Origin of the sequence: Bacillus sp. JKS001846 (genome assembly GCF_900176455.1) — a bacterium.
Taxonomy (GTDB): domain Bacteria; phylum Bacillota; class Bacilli; order Bacillales; family Bacillaceae_G; genus Bacillus_A; species Bacillus_A cereus.
Map to the genome: position 1 here is coordinate 4,587,984 of NZ_FWYG01000001.1, position 25,988 is coordinate 4,613,971.

Below are 25,988 nucleotides of genomic sequence, written 5' to 3' on the forward strand. Positions count from 1 at the left end.
ATGTTTCACTCCTAAGTATTACATTTGTAATCTATAATCAAGATTACAAATGTAATACTTAATTGTCAACCATATTTTAGAAAAATTAATTTCAGCTAAACCTTACTTCACAACAACAAAATTCCTCTTTTTCAAATAATCAAATAAAAAAACAAGAAAATCTTTACAATTAATAGTAATATAGAAAATAGACAAGTTTATCAAAACAGTGGAGGCTTTTTCAGTCATGATGCGTGCACTTCGTTTAAATATAAAGCAAGCTTTTTGTAGTCGTATTTCTTTAATTATGATGCTTAGTGGATTCGTTCTTATTTGCATTTATCACTATTATTATGTAATTCGTTATTTAGGAAACGCAGCAAATGGTCCTATATCAACAGATTTAAAATGGATTGGATTTCGCGACAATGAAATGGATGTTTATTTATTATTAATGCCAGTTATTGCGAGTTTCCCCTTTAGTACAAGTTACAATTCGGATAAGTCCGATGGTTTTAAACCGTTTGTGAGTAAGGGGATTTCTATATTTCCTTATTCAGTAGCGAAATATATCGTTACGTTTTTTTGCGGAGGATTTCTTTATACACTTCCATTCATCTTATCATTATTATTTTGCAAATTAACCATTCCAGACGGAACACCTACGGTTGGTTCAGGCATCATAAATGCTGATGGAATGTTCGCAAACCTATATTTTGATGCGCCTCTCACTTACATTGCTGTATATATCGGAATTAATTTTTTATTTGCAGGTTTAATGGCCCTTTTAGGACTTGCTGCATCTGTATGGTCACAAAAAGACTATATGGCAATTCTCTTTCCATTTGCAGCCGCCTCCATTCCTTACGTCCTGCTAAATACAATACTTCCTTCAATAGGCGGAGCACCTTTTCATTTATATGATCCGAAACAACCATTGCAAGGCATGTCACCATATATTTTAATGACGCAATGTGCTTTCTTCCTTTTCGTTAGCTTACTTATGTATATACAAGGAGTAAAGCGGGATAGAAAAAAATATAAAAGAAGACTGCAAAAAAGAGAGCGGTGTAGAAAAGCGTTTCAAGTATAATAAAATCCTAATTTCCTTACTATATTGGAAATTAGGGTTTATTTACTATTCACTTATGGCGTACCTGCCACCCCCATAAAATAACGACCGCTACAAAGTAAATCGCTTTAATACCTACAACTAAACATAATGAAACAATTGCATATTTACTTAATTCTCTTCTTGCACCTATTAAAGTGAAAATAACCGCCAAACTAAATGTTATATAAGAAGCTGCTGTATGTATTAAGTTATACGTAATATCTAGATTGCTTGTAAGTCCTGTTATATCAGCTACAAACTGAAGCATGATGATCGTACTAAAAAAAATTGCAAACTGATTCATTACCTTTCCATTTATTTGTAACTGCATTGTTGTCCCCCTTATTAAAAACTAAATATTCAATCAATTTTATCGTTAGATTACAAAAAAAGGAATCATCTCTTTATACTATTCTATAACGATGCAAAAAAAGAACGCTTAGTCACCTAAGCGTTCCCCACTTTAAGAAGCCTTCTTCAAATCAATTTGAGCAAGTACTGGGTCGTGGTCACTTACACGTCCGTGTTCTTTCATAATGTTTGAGTTTAAGTGTACTGGGTCTACAATTGTGTGTGGTGCGATATTGTTTGTTACTAAAATATGATCTAACACTTGTGCATTTCCTTCGTGAATGTACGTGTAACGATTCTCTTTCGGCACTGTGTTTAACATATCTTTTAAGATTGTTCCCTCTAGTGTTTTTAGTGGTTTAGAGAATTCGAAATCGTTCATATCACCTAACACAACAACTGGTGCATTTGTATTCTTTTTCTGAATTCCTTGCACGAAATAATTTACTTCTTGTGCTAACTGAATTCGTTTGTCTTCACTCTTTAATACGAGCGGCTGCACTTTTCCAAATGGCGTTGCATCTCCTAGTTTTGAGTTTAAGTGATTTGCAACGACAACAATGTTTTGTCCTTGGAACGTAAATTCTGCCGCTAGCGGTTTACGTGTACTTTCAAACAATGGATTTTCGTCTCCAATACGAACAACATTCTTATCAAGTAACTTCGGTACCGTCGCTAATTTCACGCGTGATGGATTATAGAAGAAGCCGACGCGAATATTCGCTCCTGGTGCTCCTCCATCTTGATTATTGTTTGGAGCGATTTCTACATACTCATACTTCGGTCCACGAATTTCTAGAACTGCATCAATGATACGTTTTGCGCTTAATGACGCATCTGTTGTACCGTCATTAATTGATCCGTTATTATCTTGCATTTCCTCTACACCGATAATATCTGGCATTTTTAAATTGTATTTAATAGAATACGCTAACGCTTTTACTTTTTCATCTGTTGTTTCTTTTTTATTCGCCGAGAAGTTTTCAATGTTATATGTAGCAACCGTTAACTTATCAAGACGTGGCTGAATATTTGCCCCTACTTGCTTAAATCCACCATCCACTACAGCTGGCAGTTCTGTTATTGGCGAAATACGGAAAGAACCGTAATCATATCCTACTACCCCTGTTATATCTCCAGTAAAAGTATCTCCTACTTTTGCTACATAATCGCGAGGTACTTTTACAGAAAGGCGCTCTGGGTTTAATTGATTTTCATCTAATAGAGGTGTGCCATATTGTGTTACTATTTTATCTCCACCATTTTTTACTGTTACATATAAATTTCCGTTTTTCTGAGGTGTAATAATTTTTGGTGTTGGCATCGTAACACGCATACCTTCTATACTTTCATAGAAGTCGATTGCATCTTCATTTGGATCAAATAAACCAAATGCATCATTATCAATAATCTGGTCCGGGATTTTCACACCGTTTTCCCCAAGTACAATCGGTGCTGGCAAAGATTGATCTTTTGCGATTACAGCAACGCGGCTCGCTTTAATTTCAGTCGTCGTTAAGTCTGTTTCAAATCGTTCTGCATATCCTGGTCCAACATATTCTTCTACTACTCCATCAACTTGAATAAGATCTCCTACTGCTACATTCGCATCTTTTTTATATACGTACATACCTTCTGAAGTAGCTGGATCATTATCTGGCTGATTATCTTCTATATAAAAGCCGCTTTTATCAAGTGCTGTGACAACGCCTTCCACATTGTTTACTTTCTTCCCGTTGTAAGGAGACATATGTGATTTCCCTTGAATGTCATGAATACGAACCTGTTCATTATTTACGATAATAAATGAAAATGTCGAAATTGCTGAAGAAGTAAGTCCTTCTTTTTCTGCGATTGCTTTCACTACACTATTTTCATTCACTATAATTTGTCCATTATAACGAACGCTTTTATTAGTAGGATTAGAGCCATCTAACGTATAGTAGATTGTTGCGCCTTCTGTATTCGTCGTTAATGTTACCGCTGTTCCTTTAGCAACTTCTCCGCCGTTCGGTGAAGCTACTACATCGCTAACACGATTTTGTCCTTCACCTTGAAACTTATAAGCTGTTACTGATTTTAGACCTGGGTTACTAAAATATAATTCAAGGGTCCCAGTCAAACTAACTTTCTTCCCGATATTTTCAGGGTGATCTTTTACATTCACTGCCGTTCTCACATCACCTTTCGGTAACTGAACGGGCATGATTTTGTCTGGATTCGTTTCGTTTGGCGAATCTGCAATTGCTACGTTTGTATCATCAAACTTAGCTGGATCCTTCGTATATTTAGAAGAACTTTGCGTATATCCAACAATATATCCTTCTACTATCCCCTTCGTTTTCCCTTGCTGCTTAAATACTTGAATTGCTTTTTCTACTGACATAGAAGCAGTTTCTTCTGCTTGCGCTAAAGTTCCAGTAAATGAAAGCAATAGCAAGAATGATAAAAAGACACTTAACAATTTCTTCACAGCCATTTTCCTCTCTCTATTTCATATTTTCTCAGCATTTCTATCATAACAAATGATTCGTTATATAGAACTATATTTCGACAAATTTTACAAAAGATTTATTTAATTTACAAGCTTTCAAACTATAATACAAAATAATAATTTTACACCTTCTACAAATACACTCTATAATGTTAGAGAGAGAAAACAGAAAATATCGACATTTAATTGGCATGTAAAATGGATTCATTTGAATAGGAGTGATTGGATGGAAGTGCAAACAGAAACATACCGCGCAGCTATGAATGGAACATTAGAACGTCATTTTTCAGATATGATTGCCGTTATACCAACTAGAATTACAATTGAGCAGTTAAAACAGCGACTAGAAACGATCGCTACTAAAGTTGATGATTTAAAAATTGTTTATAGTGATGAGACAAGCCTTATTGTTGAATTACATATGGGTGAAACAGTCATACCGTATGAACTGCATATTGATGAACCGAACGATCCAGAAGGATATAAAATGTACAATAGACAAGATGCTACAATCGTAGATCGTAATTTTGAAGATGCAGCTTTCGGCACTGAAATTTTCACTCGTACGCTATTTGTAGGCGATGTACTGGACTGCTTTTTCCAGCAGTTACAGTTCTTATGGAATCTCGCCCCAGATTTGTTATTTGTAATCGATTCAAGTGCAGCAATGAAAGTGATATCTAGAAGCTATATTGAATATCACGTTGAAAATGAATTATTACCTGACATTCCTGACTTATACGTTATTCATTCCGTTTATGAAGACGATAAAGACGGTGAGCCTACGCAATATTGGTTTCATACACATGGTCTTTTAAGAGCAGGCGTAACTGAAATAGAGTTAATTATTCCAAATCGCATTTCTTCCTACTACGGCATTAGCGATCTCTTTCAAACATTTGCTAATAATGCCGTTGAGAATGGACAAGTCCCTATGAATGAGCCTATCGTTATCGCGCATAGTCAGCAAGGTTCTATACATACAGTCGCTGTTCCGTGGGAAAAAGGATTATCTTATATAGGGCATAAAACGAGTATGGACCAATTATCTTCAATCGAAGATGAGGAAGTGAAACTACAACCAATAGATGCACAAAATACATTCTTAGGCGGAATGGATGCCCGAGATGAATACCATCAATCTCCATCCGTTCTCTTATTCAAATTTAATACTTCAGAAGAATATATTGAAAGTTTTTTCAAAGAACACGAGGAAGCTACAGGGCTCATGTTCTATAAAACAAATAGTGAAACCGATCGTATGGCTTACAATGCGAAAAATACTTTTGGGTATTTCAGCAACATTTTTCACATTGAACAATCAAATGAAGATTTTCGTTTCCTTGCTAAGTTTGGTGTCTCCTACGAAGAAGGAAAAAGTGAACATATGTGGTTTGAAATGCAAAACATTACGGAAGATTTCATTCAAGGAATACTCATTAATGAACCATATTTCATAGAAGATATGAATGAAGGAAATAGTTATCATTTAGATTTTGATAACTTAACAGAGTGGGTTATTTATGCAGGAGATGCTGTTATAAAGCCAAATAACTTATATATGTTTATTGGCGAATAAGTATTTTATATAATAAACGAAACGCCTTCAATATGATTGAAGGCGTTTCTTATAATTTATTGTGCGATTAATTCAGCATCTATTACTTTCTCCAAATGAGATAATACACGCTTTGCAGCTTCCTCACCTTGATTAATACAGTCTGGAAGTCCAGCGCCAGCATAGGAGCTACCTGCCAAGTATATACCTGGCAACTCTTTCTCCATAAATGTTGTGAGCTGTTTCATTCGCTCGTTATGGCCTACTGTATATTGAGGCATCGCTTCTTTCCAGCGACTTACGATTGTAAACTCTGGATCCTCTGTAATATCCATCGTCTTCTTTAAATCTTCTAGTACGAGCTGAACGAGTTCTTCTTCAGTTTGTTCTACAACCGCTTCATCACCAGCACGTCCAACGTAACAGCGAAGGAGTGTTTTTCCTTTTGGCGTTGTATGTGGCCATTTTTTATGCGTCCACGTACATGCTGTAATGGTGTAATCGCTATTTCGTGATACGACAAATCCTGTACCATTAATATCGCGCTGGATTGCAGACTTTTGGAAAGCAAGTGCCACATTCGCAACGGATGTGGATGGAATATTACGGAAGAAACGAAACTGCTTGTACTGAGCAAACATGGACGGCAATACTTTATGCGAAGTTGCCACTACGATGGCGTCCGCTTCTATTTCTTTTCCGTTACTAAGAGTAATTGTATAACCATCACCCTGTTTTGCAACTTTTTCAATGCGAGTTCCCTTTATTATCGTACCTTCATGCATCTTTGCTTCGAGAGATTTTACGATAGATTCTAAACCTGTTTTCACTGTTTGGAACATTCCCTTTTTCGGTTCAGCTTTCTCTTCTTTCGGAGCGAGCGTACGCATACCGAGTGAAATACTGCGATGTTTCTGCTCAATCTGATACATTTGCGGGAATGTTGACATTAAGCTCATTTCATCAATATCCCCTGCATAAATACCCGATAGTAACGGTTCTATTAAGTTTTCAACCACTTCGTTTCCAAGACGATGTCTGAAAAATTGTCCGAGTGATTGGTCAGATACTGGCTTTGACCTCGGCATTAATAGATCAAAACCAGCTCTTAGTTTACCAATTGGGGAGAACAGCCCGGAAAATAGAAACGGCGTAATTTGCGTTGGAATTCCCATCATTGATCCATTCGGCATTTTATGTAACCGATTGTTTACGAGGATAAATGATTGACCGGCTTGATTATTTACAAGTTCATCGCCAAGACCTAATTCTTTCACTAATCTAGCTGCACTTTCTTTTCGTGCTAAGAAAGAATCCGGTCCGCGCTCAATTGTAAATCCATCTTTTCGAACGGTTTGAATTTTTCCGCCAAGTTTACCCGATGCTTCTATAAGTAATGTATCAATCGGCAAGTTTTTTTCATGAATATTTTTTTGTAAGTTATACATTGCTGTTAATCCAGTGATGCCTCCGCCGACGATCACAACTTTTTTCCTCAAGCAGGCTCCCCCTTTCTTCTTACAGTACAGATTCTTTTTTCTTTAATACAACATCTGTTAAACAATCAATAAATGCGTCCGATGCATTTGGCATTTCTGGACGATAATATTTCGCACCAATTTCATCCGTTACAACTTTACACTCAAAGTCGTTGTCATATAAAACTTCTAAATGTTCCGCAACAAATCCAACTGGTGCATATACGAATGAAGTATAACCGTGCTTTTCATTTAGTTCTCTCGTTAAATCTTGTACATCTGGACCAATCCAAGGATCTGGTGTGTTTCCTGCACTTTGCCAGCCTACTGCATAGTTTGCTACTTCAGCTCCGCGCGCGATATAATCCGCTGTTTCATTTAATTGATCTGGATATGGATCGCCCATTGCAATAATTTTCTCTGGTAAGCTATGTGCAGATACGATTAATACTGCTTTTTCACGCTCTGCATCTGACATACCGTTATATATACCTTTCACTGCATCAACCCAGTACTGGATGAATTTCGGCTCTTTATACCAGCTATCAATACCGTGAATTGTTAAGTTTCCAAGTTTCTCAGCTTCTTCTTGTGCTCGTCCAACGTATGATTTCACGCTAAACGTAGAATAGTGAGGTGCAAGAACAAGTGCGATTGCATCTTGTATTCCGTCGTTATGCATATCTTTCACTGCATCTTCAATAAACGGTTCAATATGTTTTAAGCCAAGATACATATGGTACTCTACTTCATCTTGTACTTCATTTAAACGCTGTTCTAACTTCTTAGCTTGCTCTAATGTAATAGTAGCTAAAGGAGAAATACCACCAATTGCACGGTAACGCTCTGTTAAATCTTCTAGCATTTCAGGACTTGGCTTTCTTCCTCTGCGAATATGTGTATAGTAACGTTCAATATCTTCTTCTTTATATGGCGTTCCGTATGCCATTACAAGCAAACCAATTTTCTTTTTCATACAGCAATTCTCCTTTACTTCGCTAACTGCCCTTTAGAGTATTCATGAATAAATGTAGTTAAACGTTTTAATGTATCCGGATTTACTTCTGGGAATACACCGTGACCTAAGTTAAAGATATAACCCGGCTGTTTCATCCCTTGATCTAAAATACCTTTTACATGTTCTTCAATAACAGACCATGGTGCAAGTAAGAATGAAGGGTCCATATTACCTTGTACCGCCTTATGCACGCCACGTGCACGTGCTTCTTCAATCGGTAAGCGCCAGTCTAAGCCGACTACATCAAGCGGTAAGTCGTGCCACTCATTCACTAAGTGTGCAGCTCCTACGCCGTGCATAATCATCGGTACACCCATCTTACGAACTTCTGCAAAAATACGCTCCATTGCTGGTTTAATAAATACGCGATAATCTGCTACATTTACTGTTCCAACCCAAGAATCGAAAATTTGAACTGCTTTTGCTCCTGCGTTTATTTGCGCTTTTAAATATGTAATAACCATATCTGCTAGTTTATCCATTAAAGCGAACCAAGCTTTTGGCTCTGCATACATGAACGCTTTCGTATTATGGTAGTTACGAGATGGACCGCCTTCAATCATATAGCTCGCTAATGTAAATGGAGCTCCTGAAAAACCGATTAACGGTACGTCTAACATTTCTGTCGTTAATAAACGAATTGTATCTAGTATGTACGGTACGTCATCTTCTGGATTGATTTCCCCTAGTTTTTCTACGTCTTGTAAAGAACGGATTGGATTATCAATAACTGGGCCAATACCTGATTTAATTTCTACATCCACACCAATTGCAGGTAGTGGTGACATAATATCTTTATAAAGAATTGCTGCGTCTACGTTATATTGATCAACCGGCAATTTTGTAACGTAAGCACATAACTCTGGATTATGTGTAATTTCAAATAAAGAATACTTTTCTTTAATCTTTCTATATTCCGGCTGTGAACGACCTGCTTGACGCATATACCATGCTGGTACATAATCGGTACGTTCCCCCCTACATGCTTTTAAAAATGTCTCATTTATAGTTCTTACCAAGACCCTTGCTCCCTTCCTTACCAATGCTTCGAATACGTTCGATATTTATCTTTTTTTACTATACAGCTTGTAAAAACAAAATGCATAATATTATGTACGTTGTTCATTAAATTGACACAAACATTCTTAAAAACGCTTACTATTTTCACAACATTCTTATTATAACACAGAGAAAAACTATGGTTTAGCTACTTTTGACTTTTCTCCTTCACGATTCGTTTGTGTATTATATGGTACAACGTAAAAGCTCGGTTTTGAAAATATGTTAACGAACTTTTCCTCATATTCCCCAGCACCATTTACAGTGCTAACATGTGTATGAATTCCGTTCTCCACTCTATAGATTCGGTACATAATTCTGTTATCTGGAAGTGGCGTCCAACTTAATTTTGCTTTAAATAAACCGAAAGGGCTAAATGATAGTTTCATTTTTACATCTTCAATTTTGCGCAGTCGAATCGGAGCGCCGATTGTTTCCACACCTTCAGGCTTCATAAACTTCTCTTTATGTTCTACATTAGCCTTCGTTAAAATTTTCTTGAACAATTTTGTCGCAGATGCACTTTCTCCTTGCAACTGATGCTCCTTATCCGTACGGTCATAACCAATCCAAACAGCGCCTACTAAGTTAGGTGTATAGCCGACGAACCACATATCTCTTGCTCCCTTATCGTCATTTGGCAATGAAGTTGTACCCGTTTTTCCAGCTAACGCACCGTTATATACACCAGCTCTCGCTGTCCCTTCCTTCACAACTCCTTCTAACATTTTCGTCATATACCATGCTGTCTGCTTCGAGAAGATTTTCGTCTCTACTTTTGGAGATTCCCCAATGACTGCACCGTGTCTATTTAATACTTTATCAATAACGTGCGGCTCAATAATATTTCCATTTGCTAAAAATGAACGATACATTTTTACAAGATCAAATGTTGAAACGCCATTTTTTAGTCCCCCAAGCGCTGTACTTAAACCAGCATCTGCAATATGGACATTTCCTTTTTCTAAATATTGCTTTCCTTCTTCTACCCCTAACTCATTTAATAAAGAAACTGCCGGTACGTTTGCCGACTCTAAAATTGCATCATACATCGTCATTTCTTTTGAATACTCATGATTATAATTTCGAGGTTCATACCCTTCAAAAGAATTTCTTTCATTTGTTAATAAAGAATACGGATTATACTTTTTCGTTTCTAGTGCTGGTGCATAAACGATAAGTGGTTTTAAAACAGATCCGGGCTGCCTTTTGGCAAAAACACGATTAAATCCTCTCGGGACGTACTTTCTTCCCCCAATCGCCGCTTTAATCCCTCCCGTACGATTATCCATTAATAAGAAAGCACCTTGCGCCCCTTCTTCTTTCCCAGGAAAATTCCTTGCATCTTGAAACTGGTTATATGCTACCTTTTGAATCTTTTCATCCATAGGTACGACAAACGTATATCCTCCGCGAAGTACTTCTTGATGAGACAACCCGTATAAACGAGCGGCTTCATCTATGACCATATCAATATACGGCATATATGCAAGCTCATTCTCATCTAAATTTTTATATAGAGCAATTGTCTTCCCTTGATAACGAACGCTTTCTTCTGCAGTCAAATAGCCTTGTTTATGCATAAGTGACAATACTAGATCGCGGCGTTCCTTACTCTTCTCTGCAGAATAGTACGGTGAATATCCGTTTGGTGACTTCGGAAGGCCTGCAAGCATTGCCCCTTCCTCTACTGTTAAATCCTCAACATTTTTATTAAAATACAACTTTGCTGCCGCTTGAATACCGTAAGCCCCATGACCAAAATAAATATGATTCATATACATTTCAAGAATTTGTTGCTTCGTATATTTTTGCTCTAATTGAAGAGAAATTGCGACTTCCTTCAATTTGCGCGTAAATGTTTTTTCACGAGTTAAAAAGACGTTTTTAGCGAGTTGCTGCGTAATGGTACTACCGCCCTCTACCTTCTCTCTAGCTAACGTATCTTTATAAAGAGCACGGAATATCGACGGATAATCAATCCCTTGATGCTCATAAAAACGAGAATCTTCCACCGCAACAAACGCCTGCTGCACATACTTCGGAATTTGCTCGATCGGTACAAGGTCTCTATTTTCTACGTATAATTTCGTAATTTCTTTCCCTTTCTGGTCAACGATACGTGATGAAGAGTGGAAAACGAGCTGCTTTTCATCCATCATATAGCCACCAGCTAACACGATAAGTTTATAGAGTACAATCGCTACTACGAACGTTGCGACGCCGCCTAATAAAGTCCACTTTACTTTCTTCATACATCGTCCTTCTTTCCAAATGATGGTACATTTATTATTTGAAAAAGAAGTATCTTTATGTATATAATCTTCGAAGTTTTTTAAGAGAGTTGATATAATAGAAACAAACTAGTAAGGGGGCATTAAAATGAAGGCTATTATTTCATACGAAACACCTCTAGAACAAGCACATTTCACTGCAAAAAATGATGAGAAAAATATGTTTTATAAAGAAAATACAGAAGAATCTGTAGAAGGTTCACTTCAGTATGACGTACTAGATGCTGTCGGTGAATTCAAAGGACAACCTGGCTATATCGTTTGTAACAACATTTCTGTAACAGACGAAGGTCGCCCTGTATTTGAAAACCGCTTTAAAAACCGCGCAGGCCTTATCGAAAACGAACCAGGATTCCAAGCGATCCGTGTTCTACGCCCATTAAGTAACGATACATATGTCATCTTAACGATGTGGGAAACAGAGCAAAACTTTAAAGACTGGACAGAATCACGTTCATTCGAAAACGCTCATAAAAAACGTCCCACGCAAGTAGAAGGAAAACCTCAGGCTCAAGCGCATCCACATGCGGAACAGCAAAAGAGTATTTTCTCTCGCCCTTCTTTTGTGACTACTTTTGATGTGTTAGTTTAATTTTTTTGAGTTTGGAGTTCGGAAACCGCGGTATGTGAAATTATATCGGCGATTTTTCGAATATATCGGCGCAACTCGAATTATATCAGCGTTTTTCTGAATATATCAGCGCAACTCGAATTATATCAGCGTTTCTTCGAATATATCGACTTATCGACAAATCATGACACAAAAAGGAAACACCATTACACACCGGTGTTTCCTTTTTCTTTGTACCAATTATATATACGAAGTGAATCTTTTTTTCTCATATGCTTTACTTCATAACCCCGCCCAGCTACCGCTACAAGAGTTGTACATAATTCATCCTTTCTTTGAAAATACGATTGATTATAACCTACTGCTTGAACATGTCTTCTTCGCATTATTCCTGTATATTTCGAAAAATTACGATATACAACCGTTAGTTGATTTTCTCTTAATTCATAACCACCACTTTTATATCTAGCATACGCAAGTAACGAAAACACGATAAATAACGGTAAAATAAAAAATAAAGCAATATATTGTTTCAAATATATACTCACGCTAGCAATTAGAACTGTGAGTATGATACTTATTAACCAGCTCATAATGAAATAACGACGCAACGCTGTTTTTGGTAAGTGAGCGATCTCCGCCTCAATTTCATAAGGTAACTCTAAATATGTGAGCAGGTGCTGTACATCTTTTTTCTTCATAAAAGGATGCAACATCACTTCATTACTTGCTGCTCCAATACTGTGAATTGCTTCCACTTCAACAGCGCAATAACCAAATGGCTGGCGAAGCATACATTCTTTTACAGTAATCGCTTGAATTCGGTGCAATTTTAAGACAAATTCTTTCTTTTCAAATAACCCTTGAACGATACGAATTTCTTCCCCTTTTCGCTCAATTTTAAAGTTTGCATATTTCAACACATATCCAGCCGTGGAAATAATCCATGAAATTGCCATTAAAATTAATGCTATTACAATTAGTTTATAAACACCGTTTCCCATCACATACGCTTCTACTTTACTTGTGAATCCTTCAGGAAGAACAAAATCAAACTTTGTGTAAAGAAGTACCAGTCCAGAAAACACTAGTCCGAACCGACCAGATGTAATCGCTGCTGCTAAAACCTCTTTCGCTGTTAACTGATAAACCGTCTTGCTTTCTTCCTCTTCTATTTCTTCTTTTACAGTAGTTTCTTTCTTATGTAATAAAGAGATTAAATGTTTTGCCTCGTCTTCTTTAATACCAGCCAACATCACTTCTGGTTCACTACCACCACCCGCTACTTCTATATTTAACTTCATAAGCCCAAGCATCTGATAAATGACGTTAGAAGACGTACTAACATTTTGCACACGTTCTTTATTTAAATAACTTTCCTTCTTTACAAAAACACCGTGCTTTATATGTAAAATATTATTCTCAATCCAGTACACTTTAAAATACCATTTAATTGCTGAAAAAATAGCCATGATGAATAAAACAACCAGAAGGAAAAGATAAAATAAATACCAAGGTTCCACTTGTTCATCAGGTTTAAATAAAACAAGAATAATAAGTGGCAACAAACTCGCAACTCTAATACCTAACAATATCGTAATCGGATGTTGCCTCTTATACATCCTTATCACTCACTTTCGCAAGTTCTCCAATTTGTCTTTTTAGCTGTTCTGCTTCTTCTTTCGTTAAACCTGGAATACTATGAGAAGTTGCGGCTGTTGAAATGTGTAATTCTGCTAAATTATACTTTCTCATGATCGGCCCTTGCTCAATCGTTACGTGCTGCACACGGATCATCGGAATAAGTACGCGTTTTACAACGAACATTCCCTTTTGAATCTCAATCTCTTCTTCATTTAATCTGTAACTATAATAGCGCTGACGTAAATTTGGAAACACAAAATAATCAAGTGGAATAAATGTAATAGCTCCTGTTACTAATAGTCCAAACAACCAGCCCCACCAGTTAAAGTTAATCATAAAAAAGAAATACGCAATTACGACTGTTAGTATAACTGCCGTCCCAATTAAAGCGTGAATTCGCCACACTTTCAGCATATTAGAATGAATCTCCCTTTCTAACGGCTGCATCTCATCACTCCAATTCTATGAATTTATTACTTATATATTATCAAAAAATAAGATTTCATATACATTTTTGTAAATTTATAGTCAAATAAAAATATATGAATCAAAAGCAGATTAAAGAAAAACATACCTCAGTTTTGAAAATTATATATTATAAATATGAATTATATTGAACTAAAATAAACCTTACATGATTCATGTAAGGTTTATCGTTTTATACACAATATATTTCATTATTGTTGAGATATACTAGCATCGCTTTCAATTCGCTTTTCTTTTTGGCTCAGTTTTTTATCTTTAGATTTTTTTAATGTTAAAGTCATACCAATAAAAATAAAAAGAATTCCTGTTATTTGCATTAAAGTTGGACGGAATCCAGTAAGTACAGTATCTAATAATATTGCCACTGCCGGATCCAAAAAAACTAATATTGAGATTGTTTTTGTAGATAAATAGCGTAAACTATCAAAAAACAGATAATATACTATCCCTGTGTGAATAAAACCAGTAGCTATAATATATGTCCAATTACTTTGAGTGAGGCCACTAAAAGCATCTAAATCTATAAATGGTATTAAAAGAAATATCCCCAAGAATGTTTGTAAAAATGTCATTGCATACGCACTCATTTTGTTAATCCCTTTACCAAATAAAGTTGTAAATGCATAAAAGAGAGCTGCAAGAAATCCCCATATCATACCTGAAGACATTAATGAACCGACAGAGAAACTTCCATCGATACCAGCAATTAATAAAGCTCCTGCAAAACACACAACTATTGAAATGATAGATATTAATGTTAATTTTTCTTTAAAGACGATACTTCCAATTAACAGTACAATTACTGGTGCAAGATGATAAACCGAGATAGCAATTGTAACTGACATATTTTCAAAGGCTTTAAATAAGAAAACCCAATTAAATACTAAGAAAAAGCCACATATTAAAACTTGAATAACTTCTTTTCGTTCCCATTTATCTTGTTTATATTGCCCTGTAAGCAACCAGCATACACTTAAAAATATTGTCGCAAAAATACACCTTACAAACACTAATTCAAACGAAGGTAAGTTTGTTTGAACTGAAAAAAATCCAACTGATCCAAAGATAACCATTGATGCTATCATCTTTAAAGCCGGTACCGTTTTCTCTTGCTTAAAACTTTTTTGAAGCAAATTAATCCCCCTCCAATAAAAACTCGGTTTATAGTGAGAAAAACACCAGCCTAAAAAAGGACAGGTGCTTTTCCTCAAAAACACTCAATTATAAATTTTTCCCAGCAGTCCAACCACCATCAATTACAAAATTAGAACCAGTAATAAAGCGGGCCTGATCAGAAATCAAGTACTCAATACATGAAACAATATCCTGCGGCAACCCCCAAGTATCTAAAGATTGATTACTTTTTATCATAGACATCAAGGCTGTATTACTAAAGTATTCTTCTGTAAGTTCAGTTCTAATAACACCGGGAGAAATGCTATTCACCCTTATATTTTGCTTTCCAAATTCCATAGCCATCTGTTTAGTCAATCCGATTAAAGCATGCTTTGATGCAACATAAGCAGCTCGCTCTGGTTCAGCCATTAATCCAGAAACCGATGCTATATTCACAATACAACCTTTTATTTTCGATTCACACCATCGCTTAGCTACTTCCCTAGAAAGGATAAATGGGGCTACTAAATTTACATCAATTACTTTTTTAAACATATCATCGGATAAATGTAAAACAGGTGTTATCTCTCGAATACCAGCTGCATTTATTAATATATCAGGAGAAAGCTTTTCTAAATCTAATTGAGTAAACAGATTATGAATCGCTTCGCTATTACTTAAATCAATTTGCACTACTTTCAAAGGCATATCTGTTTTCATATAATCTATTAAGTTATTATTATTAATATCAAGCGCTATTACATGAAATGATTTTTCTAAAAAGTATTTTATACAAGCATGACCTATACCGCTATTGGCTCCAGAAATCATAATTATTTTATTCTCTCTCATTTTGTCTCCTTATAAGAAAATGTTACTAATAAAATATCACGAAAAGCCTCCGTACTACATTCTGTTCCAAGTGGCGTTACGGCATGGAAGACCTTTTGTCCAAATACTAAAGTTTCTAAAGGCTCCTTCAAACTTATAAACTGATTAATTTCCCGAGGAGAATTAGCTATTAAATTATCTCCACCAATAGCTGTATTACTTAAATTCATAAGGTGTAAAAACACTACTGGTTCATCATCTTTATGTAACCAAATAGGTGAACTAAAAGATGGTCTTTCTTTAGTAGCTTTATATCTTACTTGATGTAAACCTATAATTAAGTCTTTACTTGTATCTATTATATTTGTTTTAAATGCAAATTCAGTATCGAAGCGCACGATATTTTGAATTAAAGGATTACATAAAAAGCTATCATTTATGCTATTGAACTGTCTAACTTTCCCGCCATCGTCATAGTTATATTCTTTAGATTGGAAGTAATCATTACTATTATCTAAAATATAATCTGGTGAATCAACATACTTTATATACCTTGAATAAGATCTAGCACGACATTCACCGTATGCATCATCTTCCAAATTATAATAATCTAACTGTGCTTGTGTTAATAGACGATGATTCTCTTCCTCTTGTAAAAAGATTTCATTTGAAATTTCAAGGAATCCTTTAGATTCAAATTCATGTACCTTTTCTTCTATGCTAAAGCCACTCATTTTACTAAGAACAAACGTCATTATAAAAACCTCCACACTATTGTATTTTTCTATCTCACCCTATGTTAGAAATGCAATAAGTAACCGAGATTCTTGCTTAATAAAATTAAAAATTATGATATTCAATTAATACACCAAATGAAATATACGTAATTCATTAAAATTATTTATTAAGCAATATTATATATCCTTTCGGGTATTTTTTCTAATTATCTGAAGATTTATCAACATTAGTCTTAATATTCAAAAATAAAGAAATAGATTTTTCAGAAAGATAAAACTGCGCGTATTGCAATTATTTATGTATATAACTTTTTTTAAAATTATATTTTAAATATAGCTAGTTTTTTATAAATTTTTTGATATAATTACATACGGGAAAAGGGAAGAACTTTGTCTTCCCTTGTGTTTTTATTTGCATCTAGTACTTTTGCTAGATGCTTTTTTTATGCTAAAAAAGGTATCCTCAAATACTTTGAGGATACCTTTTCACCTTTATTATCTCTGCTGTTTTCTACCTAATATGAGTAATCCAAAACTCATCATTACAAGAAGTGCTCCCATATATGGTTCCACAGGCATTTTCTGCCCTGTCTTCGGTAATTCTTTTTCAGGTTTCTCTGGATTCGGTGTCCCAGGCTTTTCTGGATCTGGTGTCCCAGGTTTTTCTGGATTCGGTGTTCCAGGCTTTTCTGGATTCGGTGTTCCAGGTTTCTCCGGATTCGGTGTTCCAGGTTTCTCCGGATTCGGTGTTCCAGGTTTCTCCGGATTCGGTGTTCCAGGTTTCTCCGGATTCGGTGTTCCAGGTTTCTCCGGATTCGGTGTTCCAGGCTTTTCTGGATCTGGTGTTCCAGGTTTTTCTGGATCTGGTGTTCCAGGTTTTTCTGGATCTGGTGTTTCTGGGCCTGGTGGCGCTAAATGATTCAATTTGTTTAATACTTCTAATTGAACTGCATTTATCATTCCATTTGTAATTTCAAATGGAATTGGATTAGTTAATTTTTCATATCCTTTTGGTGCTTCTACTTCTACTAGTGTGTAGTTACCTACAGATAAATCTGTGATTTTTGCCTTTCCATCTTTATCTGTTGTTACTTTCACTACTACTTTTCCCTTTTCATCATGAACCTCAAACACAGCTCCTGATAAGACTTCCTTGCTTTCAGCGGCCATTTTTGTAATCTCCACTGAACCTTTGTCTAACTGTTCATTCTCTACTTTCAATGATAAGACTTTTGTCATACCTTTTGTAATTTCGAATGATACTGGTTCCGTTAACTTTTTGTAACCTGGTAAGCTCTTCGTCTCTACTAATTTGTATTTTCCTACTGATAGATCTGAAACGTTTGCTTTTCCTTCTTTATCCGTCGTTACTTTCGCAACTACTTTTCCTTTTGAGTCACGTACTTCAAATACAACATTTTCTAATGGTGCTTTACTGTCTTTATCTATTTTTGTGATTTCTACATTCCCCGTATCTACCATTTCATTTTCTACAGTGAACGCTAAAGATTTTGTCATACCTTTTGTAATTTCAAATGGTACAGGCTTTTCTAATTTTTTGTAGCCTGGTAAACTCTCTACTTCTACTAGCTTGTACTTTCCTACTGATAAATCTGAAACTGTTGCTTTTCCAGCTTTATCTGTCGTTACTTTCGTTACTACCTTGCCTTTGTCGTCTTGTACTTCAAAGACTACACCTGCTAACGGTGCCTTATTATCTTTATCTATTTTTGTAATTTCTACATTTCCCGTATCTACCATTTCATTTTCTATGTTTAATGATAGAACTTCTGTCATACCTTTTGTAATTTCAAACGATACTGGTTCTGTTAATTGTTTGTAACCTGGTAAACTTTCTTTCTCTACTAATTTGTACTTTCCTACAGATAAGTCTGAGATTTTTACTTTACCATTTTTATCTGTTTTTACTTCTGTTACTACTTTGCCTTTGTCGTCTTGTACTTCGAAGACTACGCCTTCTAATACTTTTTGACTATCTTTATCTACTTTTGTGATTTCTACTGAACCTTTGTCTAACTGTTCATTCTCTACTTTTAATGATAAGACTTCTGTCATACCCTTTTTAATTTCGAATGATACTGGCTCTGTTAGTTTTTTGTAGCCTGGTAAGCTCTCTTTCTCTACTAATTTGTACTTTCCTACAGATAAGTCTGAGATTTTTGCTTTACCATTTTTATCTGTTTTTACTTCCGTTACTACTTTTCCTTGTTCGTCTTGCACTTCGAAGACTACGTCTTCTAATACTTTTTGACTATCTTTATCCACTTTTGTGATTTCTACTGAGCCTTTGTCTACTAGTTCATTCTCTACTTTTAGTGATAAGACTTCTGTCATACCTTTTTTGATTTCAAATGATACTGGTTTCGCTAGTTTTTTATATCCTGGTAAGCTCTCTACCTCTACTAGCTTATATTTTCCTACTGATAAATCAGCAATCTTTGCTTTTCCTTCTTTATCTGTCGTTACTTTTGTTACTACTTTGCCTTTTTCATCTTGTACTTCGAAGACTACACCTGCTAATGCTTTTTGGCTATCTTTATCTACTTTTGTAATCTCTACTGAGCCTTTGTCTAACTGTTCATTCTCTACTTTTAATGATAAGACTTCTGTCATACCTTTTTTGATTTCGAATGATACTGGCTCTGTTAGTTTTTTGTAACCTGGTAAGCTTTTTTTCTCTACTAATTTGTACTTTCCTACAGATAAGTCTGAGATTTTTGCTTTCCCTTCTTTATCTGTCGTTACTTCTGTTACTACTTTGCCTTGTTCGTCTTGTACTTCGAAGACTACACTTGCTAATGCTTTTTGACTATCTTTATCTACTTTTGTTACTTCCACATTTCCCTTGTCTAACATTTCGTTTTCTACTGTTAAAGCAAGAGATTTTGTCATGCCTTTTTCAATTTGGAAAGTAATCGGATCTACTAATTGTTTATATCCTTTTGGTGCTTTTACTTCTACTAACTTGTATGTGCCGACTGATAAATTAGTAACTTGTGCTTGTCCTTTTTTATCTGTCGTTATTTTAGCGACTACTTGTCCTGCTTCATCTTGAATTTCAAAGACTGCATCAGCTAAAGCATCTTTATTTTCTTTATCTACTTTTGTAATTTCTACATTTCCTGTATCCACTAATTCATTTTCTACAGTCAATTGTAATGCTGTTACTCTACCCTTTTCAATTTCGAATGAAATTGGCTTTTCTAGTGGTTTGTATCCTACCGGTGTTTCTACTTCTACTAACTCATACTTTCCAATAGATAAATCTGAAACGTTTGCTTTTCCTTCTTTATCCGTCGTTACTTTTGCAACTACTTTTCCTTTTAAATCACGTACTTCAAATACAACATTTTCTAATGGAGCTTTACTATCTTTATCTATTTTTGTTATCTCTACATTCCCTGTATCCACCATTTCATTTTCTACTTTCAATGATAGAACCTCGGTCATGCCTTTTTTGATTTCAAATGATATTGGTTTTTCTAATTTTTTATAACCAGGTAAACTTTCTACCTCTACTAATTCATACTTTCCTACAAGTAAATCTGAAACATTTGCTTTTCCATCTTTATCTGTCGTTACTTTTGTAACTTCATTACCCTTTTCATCTTGTACGATGAATGTTACTCCCGCTAACGGTGCTTTATTATCTTTATCTATCTTTGTTATCTCTATATTTCCCGTATCTACCATTTCATTTTCTATTTTTAATGATAGAACTTCGGTCATGCCTTTTTTGATTTCAAACGATACTGGCTCTGTTAATTTTTTATAGCCTGGTAAACTTTCTTTCTCTACTAATTTATACTTTCCTACTGATAGATCTGAGATTTTTGCTTTACCATCTTTATCTGTTTTTACTTCCTTTACTACTGTTCCAGCTTCATCTTGCACTTCAAAGACTACGCCTTTTAATGCTTTTTTGCTGTCTTTATCTATTTTTGTAATTTCTACTGAACCTTTATCTAACTGTTCATTTTCTACTTTCAATGATAGGACTGTTGTCATACCTTTTTTAATTTCGAATGATACTGAATCTGTTAGCTTTTTGTAGCCTGGTAAACTTTTCGTCTCTACTAATTTGTACTTCCCTACTGATAAATCAGAGATTTTTGCTTTACCATCTTTATCTGTTTTTACTTCTGTTACTAATTTGCCTTGCTCATCTTGCACTTCGAAGACTACGCCTTCTAATATTTTTTGGCTATCTTTATCTATTTTTGTAATTTCTACTGAGCCTTTGTCTAACTGCTCATTTTCTACTTTTATCGATAAAGCTTTTGTCATACCTTTTGTAATTTCAAATGGTACTGGTTCTGTTAGCTTTTTATAACCTGGTAAGCTTTTCGTCTCTACTAATTTGTACTTTCCTACTGATAGATCTGAAACGTTTGCTTTTCCATCTTTATCTGTTACTACTTTTCTTACTACTCCATCTTTCTCATCTTGGACTTCAAATTCGACACCCGCTAATACTGCCCCGTTTTCTTTGTCCACTTTTGTGATTTCTATATTACCTTTGTCAACCATTGCATTTTCCACTTGTATTGGGAATATGCCGTCCCCTGTTACATTTACTTCGAACTCTGTTTCTTTTAATTGGTATCCTTCAGGTGCTTTCGTTTCTTTTAAAATATATTTCCCTGGTGCTAACGGTTTAGAGATTGCCTTACCATCTTTATCTGTAACAATATGTTCGACTACTACACCGTCTTTTACTATATCAAACTCTGCATTTGCTAATGGTTTTTCACCATTTTCCGAATCAATTTTCTTTATTTCAATTTGACCCTTTTGCACAGTATTTTTAATTTCAATTGTTTTTGTTTCTCCAGCTTGAAGTGTAACCTCTACTGGGCTTGTTAATTTTTGATATCCTTCTGGTGCTACTGTTTCATAAACTTTATACGTCCCAGGAGCTAAAGTTTGAGGTACTGAAAAACCTTTTTCGTCCGTTGTCAGTTTTGCAACAACTTCATTTGCACTATTTCGAACTTCAAATTCGGCACCTTTTAACCCTTTGTTCGGATTCTCAGAATCTATTTTATGAATCGATACTGTACCGTCTTTTGGAGCTTCAGGCGGTGTAATAGTTACTTCTTTTGATGTTAATGTTTTATCATCAAAATGTAATTCCGCTTTATTAGGAATCTTCTTATCTACGTAAGAAGATAAGTCTGCATTTTTTTTAATTTTCGCCTTGATACTAAGATTAATTATCTGGTCTTCATATGATTTATAGTCAAAATTCTCACCAAACGTAAATGTTACTTCACTTCTTTGTTTATTTATCTTTAACGTTCCTTTAGAAGTAATATCTTGGCCATTTTGATCATACACTTTTGCCTCTAATACTTCTAAAACATCTTCTAAATCATCACTAATTACCATAGATGTGTATTTAGGAGGATCGTTCGGTATATGTGTACCAACTTGGTATTGAATAACTTGATCCATTTGTGTTAGCTGCTCATTCTCTACAAGCTTGCCATTCTCATCAACTATATTTTTTTCAATGCTAGGTGGATTATCGTCACCTGAACCGGATCCTCCCCCACCACTCACAAATACTTGTCCTACTTTTTCTTCAGTTTTAATATTTTTACCTTCTAATTTCACAGTATTTTTATGAGGTTTTGCAGCAGGATTAGTAATCTTTGTTTTATATCTTAAAATATAGCCTTTTGAACTGTCGGGAAATTCAATTGTAAATCCAGCCTTTGTTGCATTAATTTTAATGTTAGATAAATTTGCTGGCTTAATATTTGTTGGTGCATAACCATCTTCAAATACAGCCTCTTCTAATACTACGCTGTCTGTAATTAACTCATGCCCAGGTCCTAATGTATCTGTTAATTTAAGATCTTGCATTTCTGTTCCAGTTGCATTTACATATACAAGCCAATCAGCAATGGACGGATCTTCTTGATTATAAGAACCCCATTTCAATAGATTATCTGTATTGGGCTGTGGCTTCGGTCTCTCTGTCGTATTACTTACATTTACTTCTTTATTTACGATTTGACCATCAACGTTAAATTCTAATGGAATTTCTTTAACACCATCATATGCTTCTAGACCAAAGTAGAATTCTACGAATAAAGAACCTTTAATGTTATTTTTTCCTTCTACGTAATCACCCATAGTACACGTTAATAGACCCTTTTTCATCTCACATGTACCAACTGTTTTTCCTTCAGCATCTTTTAAAGGAAAACTCATATTCATAAGGTCTTTTCGAAACTCTTTTGGCATATCAATTGTGAATTGATCTCCACTTTTTATTTTTTCTTTAGCTGACCACTTCACTTCTACTTTCATACCATCTGAGGCTTGATATGGTTCAGATGTCGTGCCATCAGTACGGGAAATATTAATTTCGTCCACTGGACTTTTCATCACAGCAGCTTGAATAACTGGAGCCCACACATTCAGCACTGAAAATAATACTAGAAAAACTAATGAAACCATTGAAATATGCCTTTTAGTACTTTTCATTTGCATAGTTTCCTCCTAAATTTTTATATTTATATAACAAAAAAAGATCGTCCGGTTGCATCAAAAATGTGCAACCAGACGATCTTAGTAACCAATATGTATTACCGTAGACTCTAAGCTTTGCGGCCTATCCTTTCGAATAGTGTGCTAAAAATATCTTTTATTCTTTTTTTGTTTCATTTTCCTCTTAAACCAAATATTACTATACCGTCTGGACGGTTATAATTCAATACTCTATAAAATTGTTCTATTTTTCTAATAAAAAAAATAATTCACCACTACATTAAAGAAGCAATGGTGAATTATTTTAAAATTATATAGTTCGTATATTCTATTTATATGAATTAATAATAAGAGCTTGAATCACTTTTTCTCTTAACTCGGGGCTTAGCCTTCCAACCCCTAAATATTCCGAATACCATAATCCATCTGCTGCTAATCTAATAATTGTTGCACAAACTGAATCTATCTCATCATTTTCTATATTTTTTTGCAGTTGCTGAAATGATTGTTGTAATGGCTCAAGTAATTCAGGTTTTAACATGAGTGCTGCCATCATACTGCTAGACAACTCTTCTGTTCTTCTCTCATTACTTAATCTTTCCTCTACAAAAGAGCGAACCCATCTCCCTTTCCTCTCTGAGTCTTCCGCTACTTTATTGTAAATGGCCCCTTCATAATCCTCTACCCCTCGGACTATCATACCTTCTATTAAAGCTTCTTTATTTGAAAAGTGATACAATAATCCACCTTTGCTTAAACCCGCCTCTTTTGCCACTGCTTCTAAAGTTAATTTAGCAACCCCTTTACATTGTACAATTTGAGAAGCGGCCGCCAAAATCTTTTGCCGCGTTATGCTTATACTCATTCCTTTTTAAAACCCCATTTCTACTAAATTTATATAAATACGAATCTTATTTTTAATATTGTTGATTACTACTAAGTATTTTCTTTATACAACAAAAGCTTCATTACCTTTGAATTTTTAGTTACTTATTCTATTAAAAATTTCCATATCATTCAATATGATAACATTAAATACACAAAGCTGACTATACATCTATACTTTTGTATTTATTGAAAATATATCCATTAATAAAATTTACCGATTTATTCCTTCTTATTACTTTAAAACAGCAGTAATTCTTTCAGTACTAAATAAAAAATGTTATTACTCCCATTGAATTGAGTAATAACATTCTACTTAACAAATTCGCTGCCAACTAGCATCCTTCACATCTTCACTAGTCGGTTTTCTAACTGATCCAATAAAGTGAAACTTTATATCCGTAACATGGACAGGTGTATTTCATTTTGTCACTCCATTATTAACTTGTTTTCCCATATATTCCGACTCACAAAGAATGTAACAGCACAAATCATAGTTATCCCCATGAAAAATGTATTAGAATCTTCATATGTAGTTGGAATGCCTACCGTTACGAAAACAATACTAAAAGCTAAAAATAGATATAATAATAAAGATATAATATAGCTTAGTTTAAATCGTAAAATGATACCTCTAAACAATAGCTCACCAAGTAGACAGCCACCTAAAATAATAGGTACTCCGAAATACAATGTAAGGACTCCCATTTGCGCAGTAGATTGAATTATCTTTCCAATTATGTTCGGCGAAACCAGCTCACTATCGTTTCCCCTCCTATCATATAAATCAAGTGCTGTTGCTGAAATAAAGAAACTTAATATAGAAAATGAATACGGTATTAAAAATTTGCTCACTCTCATTCACCTCGCTTTTTTCTTTACATATATTATTCATTATTTCCTATCATTTTTACATAAAAAAATAACCCTCTATGATAAAACATAGAGGGTAGCATTTCTATATAAAAATCTATACCTTATCCTGAAGTGAATCCCGAAAATAGGACAAATATCAAAACACCTAAACCATCTGCTATCTGCTCCCTACATTCTTTAGGGTAGATAGTTTATATGTTTTATTAGAAAGTAGTGCCTTCTTTTTTATAATATTCTTTTGAAATCTCTTCATAAAATGCGGCTGATGTCGCGTAGAAATAAGGTGCTAACCATAAGAAACCGATTCCTACAGTAAGAATACTTAAAATGAACCAACCTAAGAAACTTAAGCATAGTAAAAAGTAATCCATTTTATGTCCATTCATCATATGACGACTCTCAGTAATCGCTTGATTCGCTGTATATTCTGGATGATCATTCAAAATAAAATATGTCATAGAATAAGAAAATGATTTAATAATACCTGGAATAATAAGAAGTAATGTCCATAGAGTCAAGTATACATACATTAGTAAATATGTTAAAAACGACTTCATCAACTTACTTCCATCGCTAAACCATCTAAATATATGACCAATGCGAGCATCAGTCCCACGAATTGCATTTAAAACAAGATAATAGGCACCTATTGTTAATGGACCAATAACAAGCATTACTATAATACTTACTGTAAGTGAATCACTTGCTTCTTCCCAACCCCAAAATATCGAGAAAATACCTGTTGTTAGCATTTCAACAGCTCCAATAAGGATTCCAATTAATAAGGTTGCCCCTACCGCTAGTCCCCATCTTCCTTTTAATGCATCAAGTGCTTCTCTTTTCAACTGACTTATCATATATAACCTCCTAATACTATTTCCATTTTATTATACCATTTATATCAAAAATCCCACATATTTTCCTAAAACAGAAGCATATTACCTTTTTTCATACGTATTGATACATGTGTGCTGT

The 25,988-nt window shown here is 34.7% G+C and carries 17 protein-coding genes, 1 pseudogene and 1 riboswitch; of the genes and pseudogenes, 3 read left to right on the forward strand and 15 right to left on the reverse strand.

The genetic code is table 11. The features are described 5' to 3' along the window. The first annotated feature begins 226 nt into the window (after window positions 1–226). Window positions 227–1,072 (forward strand): hypothetical protein, encoded by an 846-nt coding sequence (locus tag B9A45_RS24510; RefSeq protein WP_000984174.1) that lies wholly within the window; start codon window positions 227–229, stop codon window positions 1,070–1,072. Between the two features lie 53 nt (window positions 1,073–1,125). On the opposite strand, the pseudogene B9A45_RS24515 reads toward B9A45_RS24510, so the two are convergent. Both B9A45_RS24515 and B9A45_RS24520 read right to left on the reverse strand, forming a co-directional pair. Then, window positions 1,126–1,424 (reverse strand): annotated as a pseudogene (locus B9A45_RS24515) (hypothetical protein). 132 nt (window positions 1,425–1,556) lie between these two features. After that, window positions 1,557–3,923: a DUF6359 domain-containing protein gene (locus B9A45_RS24520; RefSeq protein ID WP_084065275.1), complete on the reverse strand. Its 2,367-nt coding sequence runs from the start codon at window positions 3,921–3,923 to the stop codon at window positions 1,557–1,559. Between the two features lie 241 nt (window positions 3,924–4,164). On the opposite strand from B9A45_RS24520, the gene B9A45_RS24525 reads away from it, so the two are divergent. Next, a complete protein-coding gene (locus B9A45_RS24525) occupies window positions 4,165–5,517 on the forward strand; it encodes a DUF4026 domain-containing protein (RefSeq protein WP_084065277.1) in 1,353 nt (450 codons plus the stop codon). 56 nt (window positions 5,518–5,573) lie between these two features. Here the strand turns inward: B9A45_RS24525 and hemY are convergent, their stop codons facing one another. The 4 genes from hemY to B9A45_RS24545 form a co-directional block, all read right to left on the reverse strand. Next, the gene (gene hemY / locus B9A45_RS24530; RefSeq protein WP_016109458.1) at window positions 5,574–6,995 is read right to left on the reverse strand and encodes a protoporphyrinogen oxidase; all 1,422 of its coding nucleotides are present in this window, start codon (window positions 6,993–6,995) and stop codon (window positions 5,574–5,576) included. 19 nt (window positions 6,996–7,014) lie between these two features. After that, window positions 7,015–7,950 (reverse strand): ferrochelatase, encoded by a 936-nt coding sequence (gene hemH / locus B9A45_RS24535; protein WP_000726800.1) that lies wholly within the window; start codon window positions 7,948–7,950, stop codon window positions 7,015–7,017. A 14-nt stretch (window positions 7,951–7,964) separates the two neighbouring features. Next, window positions 7,965–9,011 carry a uroporphyrinogen decarboxylase gene (gene hemE, locus B9A45_RS24540; RefSeq protein WP_000252605.1) on the reverse strand — a complete coding sequence of 349 codons (1,047 nt, stop codon included), beginning with the start codon at window positions 9,009–9,011 and terminating at the stop codon, window positions 7,965–7,967. A 177-nt stretch (window positions 9,012–9,188) separates the two neighbouring features. After that, window positions 9,189–11,306 (reverse strand): transglycosylase domain-containing protein, encoded by a 2,118-nt coding sequence (locus tag B9A45_RS24545; protein WP_000756294.1) that lies wholly within the window; start codon window positions 11,304–11,306, stop codon window positions 9,189–9,191. A gap of 127 nt (window positions 11,307–11,433) precedes the next feature. On the opposite strand from B9A45_RS24545, the gene hmoB reads away from it, so the two are divergent. Further along, window positions 11,434–11,937, forward strand: coding sequence for a heme-degrading monooxygenase HmoB (hmoB, locus tag B9A45_RS24550; RefSeq protein ID WP_016109457.1), 504 nt, complete (start codon window positions 11,434–11,436; stop codon window positions 11,935–11,937). Window positions 11,938–12,122: 185 nt separating this feature from the next. Here hmoB and B9A45_RS24555 read toward each other — a convergent pair whose 3' ends face one another. The 9 genes from B9A45_RS24555 to B9A45_RS24600 form a co-directional block, all read right to left on the reverse strand. Continuing rightward, window positions 12,123–13,538 (reverse strand): PH domain-containing protein, encoded by a 1,416-nt coding sequence (locus B9A45_RS24555; RefSeq protein WP_000278151.1) that lies wholly within the window; start codon window positions 13,536–13,538, stop codon window positions 12,123–12,125. Continuing rightward, window positions 13,531–14,007, reverse strand: a complete 477-nt coding sequence (locus tag B9A45_RS24560; RefSeq protein WP_001182725.1) for a PH domain-containing protein — start codon at window positions 14,005–14,007, stop codon at window positions 13,531–13,533. Before B9A45_RS24560 ends, B9A45_RS24555 begins: the two co-directional genes overlap by 8 nt. Before the next feature lie 230 nt (window positions 14,008–14,237). Beyond that, window positions 14,238–15,179, reverse strand: coding sequence for a DMT family transporter (locus B9A45_RS24565; protein ID WP_000939630.1), 942 nt, complete (start codon window positions 15,177–15,179; stop codon window positions 14,238–14,240). 88 nt (window positions 15,180–15,267) lie between these two features. Beyond that, on the reverse strand, window positions 15,268–16,014 hold the full coding sequence (locus B9A45_RS24570; RefSeq protein WP_001208941.1) for an SDR family NAD(P)-dependent oxidoreductase: 747 nt from the start codon (window positions 16,012–16,014) through the stop codon (window positions 15,268–15,270). After that, window positions 16,011–16,748 carry a 2OG-Fe dioxygenase family protein gene (locus B9A45_RS24575; RefSeq protein WP_000144819.1) on the reverse strand — a complete coding sequence of 246 codons (738 nt, stop codon included), beginning with the start codon at window positions 16,746–16,748 and terminating at the stop codon, window positions 16,011–16,013. The genes B9A45_RS24570 and B9A45_RS24575 overlap by 4 nt, the downstream gene beginning before the upstream one ends. 477 nt (window positions 16,749–17,225) lie before the next feature. Further along, entirely contained in the window at window positions 17,226–23,255 is a 6,030-nt protein-coding gene (locus B9A45_RS24580; protein ID WP_084065280.1) for a SpaA isopeptide-forming pilin-related protein, read from the reverse strand. 60 nt (window positions 23,256–23,315) lie between these two features. Continuing rightward, window positions 23,316–23,408: riboswitch (cyclic di-GMP riboswitch) on the reverse strand. Between the two features lie 172 nt (window positions 23,409–23,580). Next, a complete protein-coding gene (locus tag B9A45_RS24585; protein WP_084065282.1) occupies window positions 23,581–24,117 on the reverse strand; it encodes a TetR/AcrR family transcriptional regulator in 537 nt (178 codons plus the stop codon). A gap of 449 nt (window positions 24,118–24,566) precedes the next feature. Next, on the reverse strand, window positions 24,567–24,992 hold the full coding sequence (locus tag B9A45_RS24595; RefSeq protein ID WP_176524494.1) for a hypothetical protein: 426 nt from the start codon (window positions 24,990–24,992) through the stop codon (window positions 24,567–24,569). A gap of 224 nt (window positions 24,993–25,216) precedes the next feature. Next, a complete protein-coding gene (locus B9A45_RS24600; RefSeq protein WP_000625400.1) occupies window positions 25,217–25,870 on the reverse strand; it encodes a DUF975 family protein in 654 nt (217 codons plus the stop codon). Window positions 25,871–25,988 lie beyond the last annotated feature (118 nt).

Bases quoted from the DNA above. Each gene is read 5' to 3' on its own strand.
- B9A45_RS24555 (WP_000278151.1), bottom strand. From the start codon at position 13,538: ATGTATAAGAGGCAACATCCGATTACGATATTGTTAGGTATTAGAGTT.
- B9A45_RS24570 (WP_001208941.1), bottom strand. From the start codon at position 16,014: ATGAGAGAGAATAAAATAATTATGATTTCTGGAGCCAATAGCGGTATA.
- B9A45_RS24575 (WP_000144819.1), bottom strand. From the start codon at position 16,748: ATGACGTTTGTTCTTAGTAAAATGAGTGGCTTTAGCATAGAAGAAAAG.
- B9A45_RS24600 (WP_000625400.1), bottom strand. From the start codon at position 25,870: ATGATAAGTCAGTTGAAAAGAGAAGCACTTGATGCATTAAAAGGAAGA.
- B9A45_RS24525 (WP_084065277.1), top strand. From the start codon at position 4,165: ATGGAAGTGCAAACAGAAACATACCGCGCAGCTATGAATGGAACATTA.
- B9A45_RS24580 (WP_084065280.1), bottom strand. From the start codon at position 23,255: ATGCAAATGAAAAGTACTAAAAGGCATATTTCAATGGTTTCATTAGTT.
- B9A45_RS24585 (WP_084065282.1), bottom strand. From the start codon at position 24,117: ATGAGTATAAGCATAACGCGGCAAAAGATTTTGGCGGCCGCTTCTCAA.
- hemH (WP_000726800.1), bottom strand. From the start codon at position 7,950: ATGAAAAAGAAAATTGGTTTGCTTGTAATGGCATACGGAACGCCATAT.
- B9A45_RS24510 (WP_000984174.1), top strand. From the start codon at position 227: ATGATGCGTGCACTTCGTTTAAATATAAAGCAAGCTTTTTGTAGTCGT.
- B9A45_RS24545 (WP_000756294.1), bottom strand. From the start codon at position 11,306: ATGAAGAAAGTAAAGTGGACTTTATTAGGCGGCGTCGCAACGTTCGTA.
- B9A45_RS24560 (WP_001182725.1), bottom strand. From the start codon at position 14,007: ATGCAGCCGTTAGAAAGGGAGATTCATTCTAATATGCTGAAAGTGTGG.
- hmoB (WP_016109457.1), top strand. From the start codon at position 11,434: ATGAAGGCTATTATTTCATACGAAACACCTCTAGAACAAGCACATTTC.
- B9A45_RS24520 (WP_084065275.1), bottom strand. From the start codon at position 3,923: ATGGCTGTGAAGAAATTGTTAAGTGTCTTTTTATCATTCTTGCTATTG.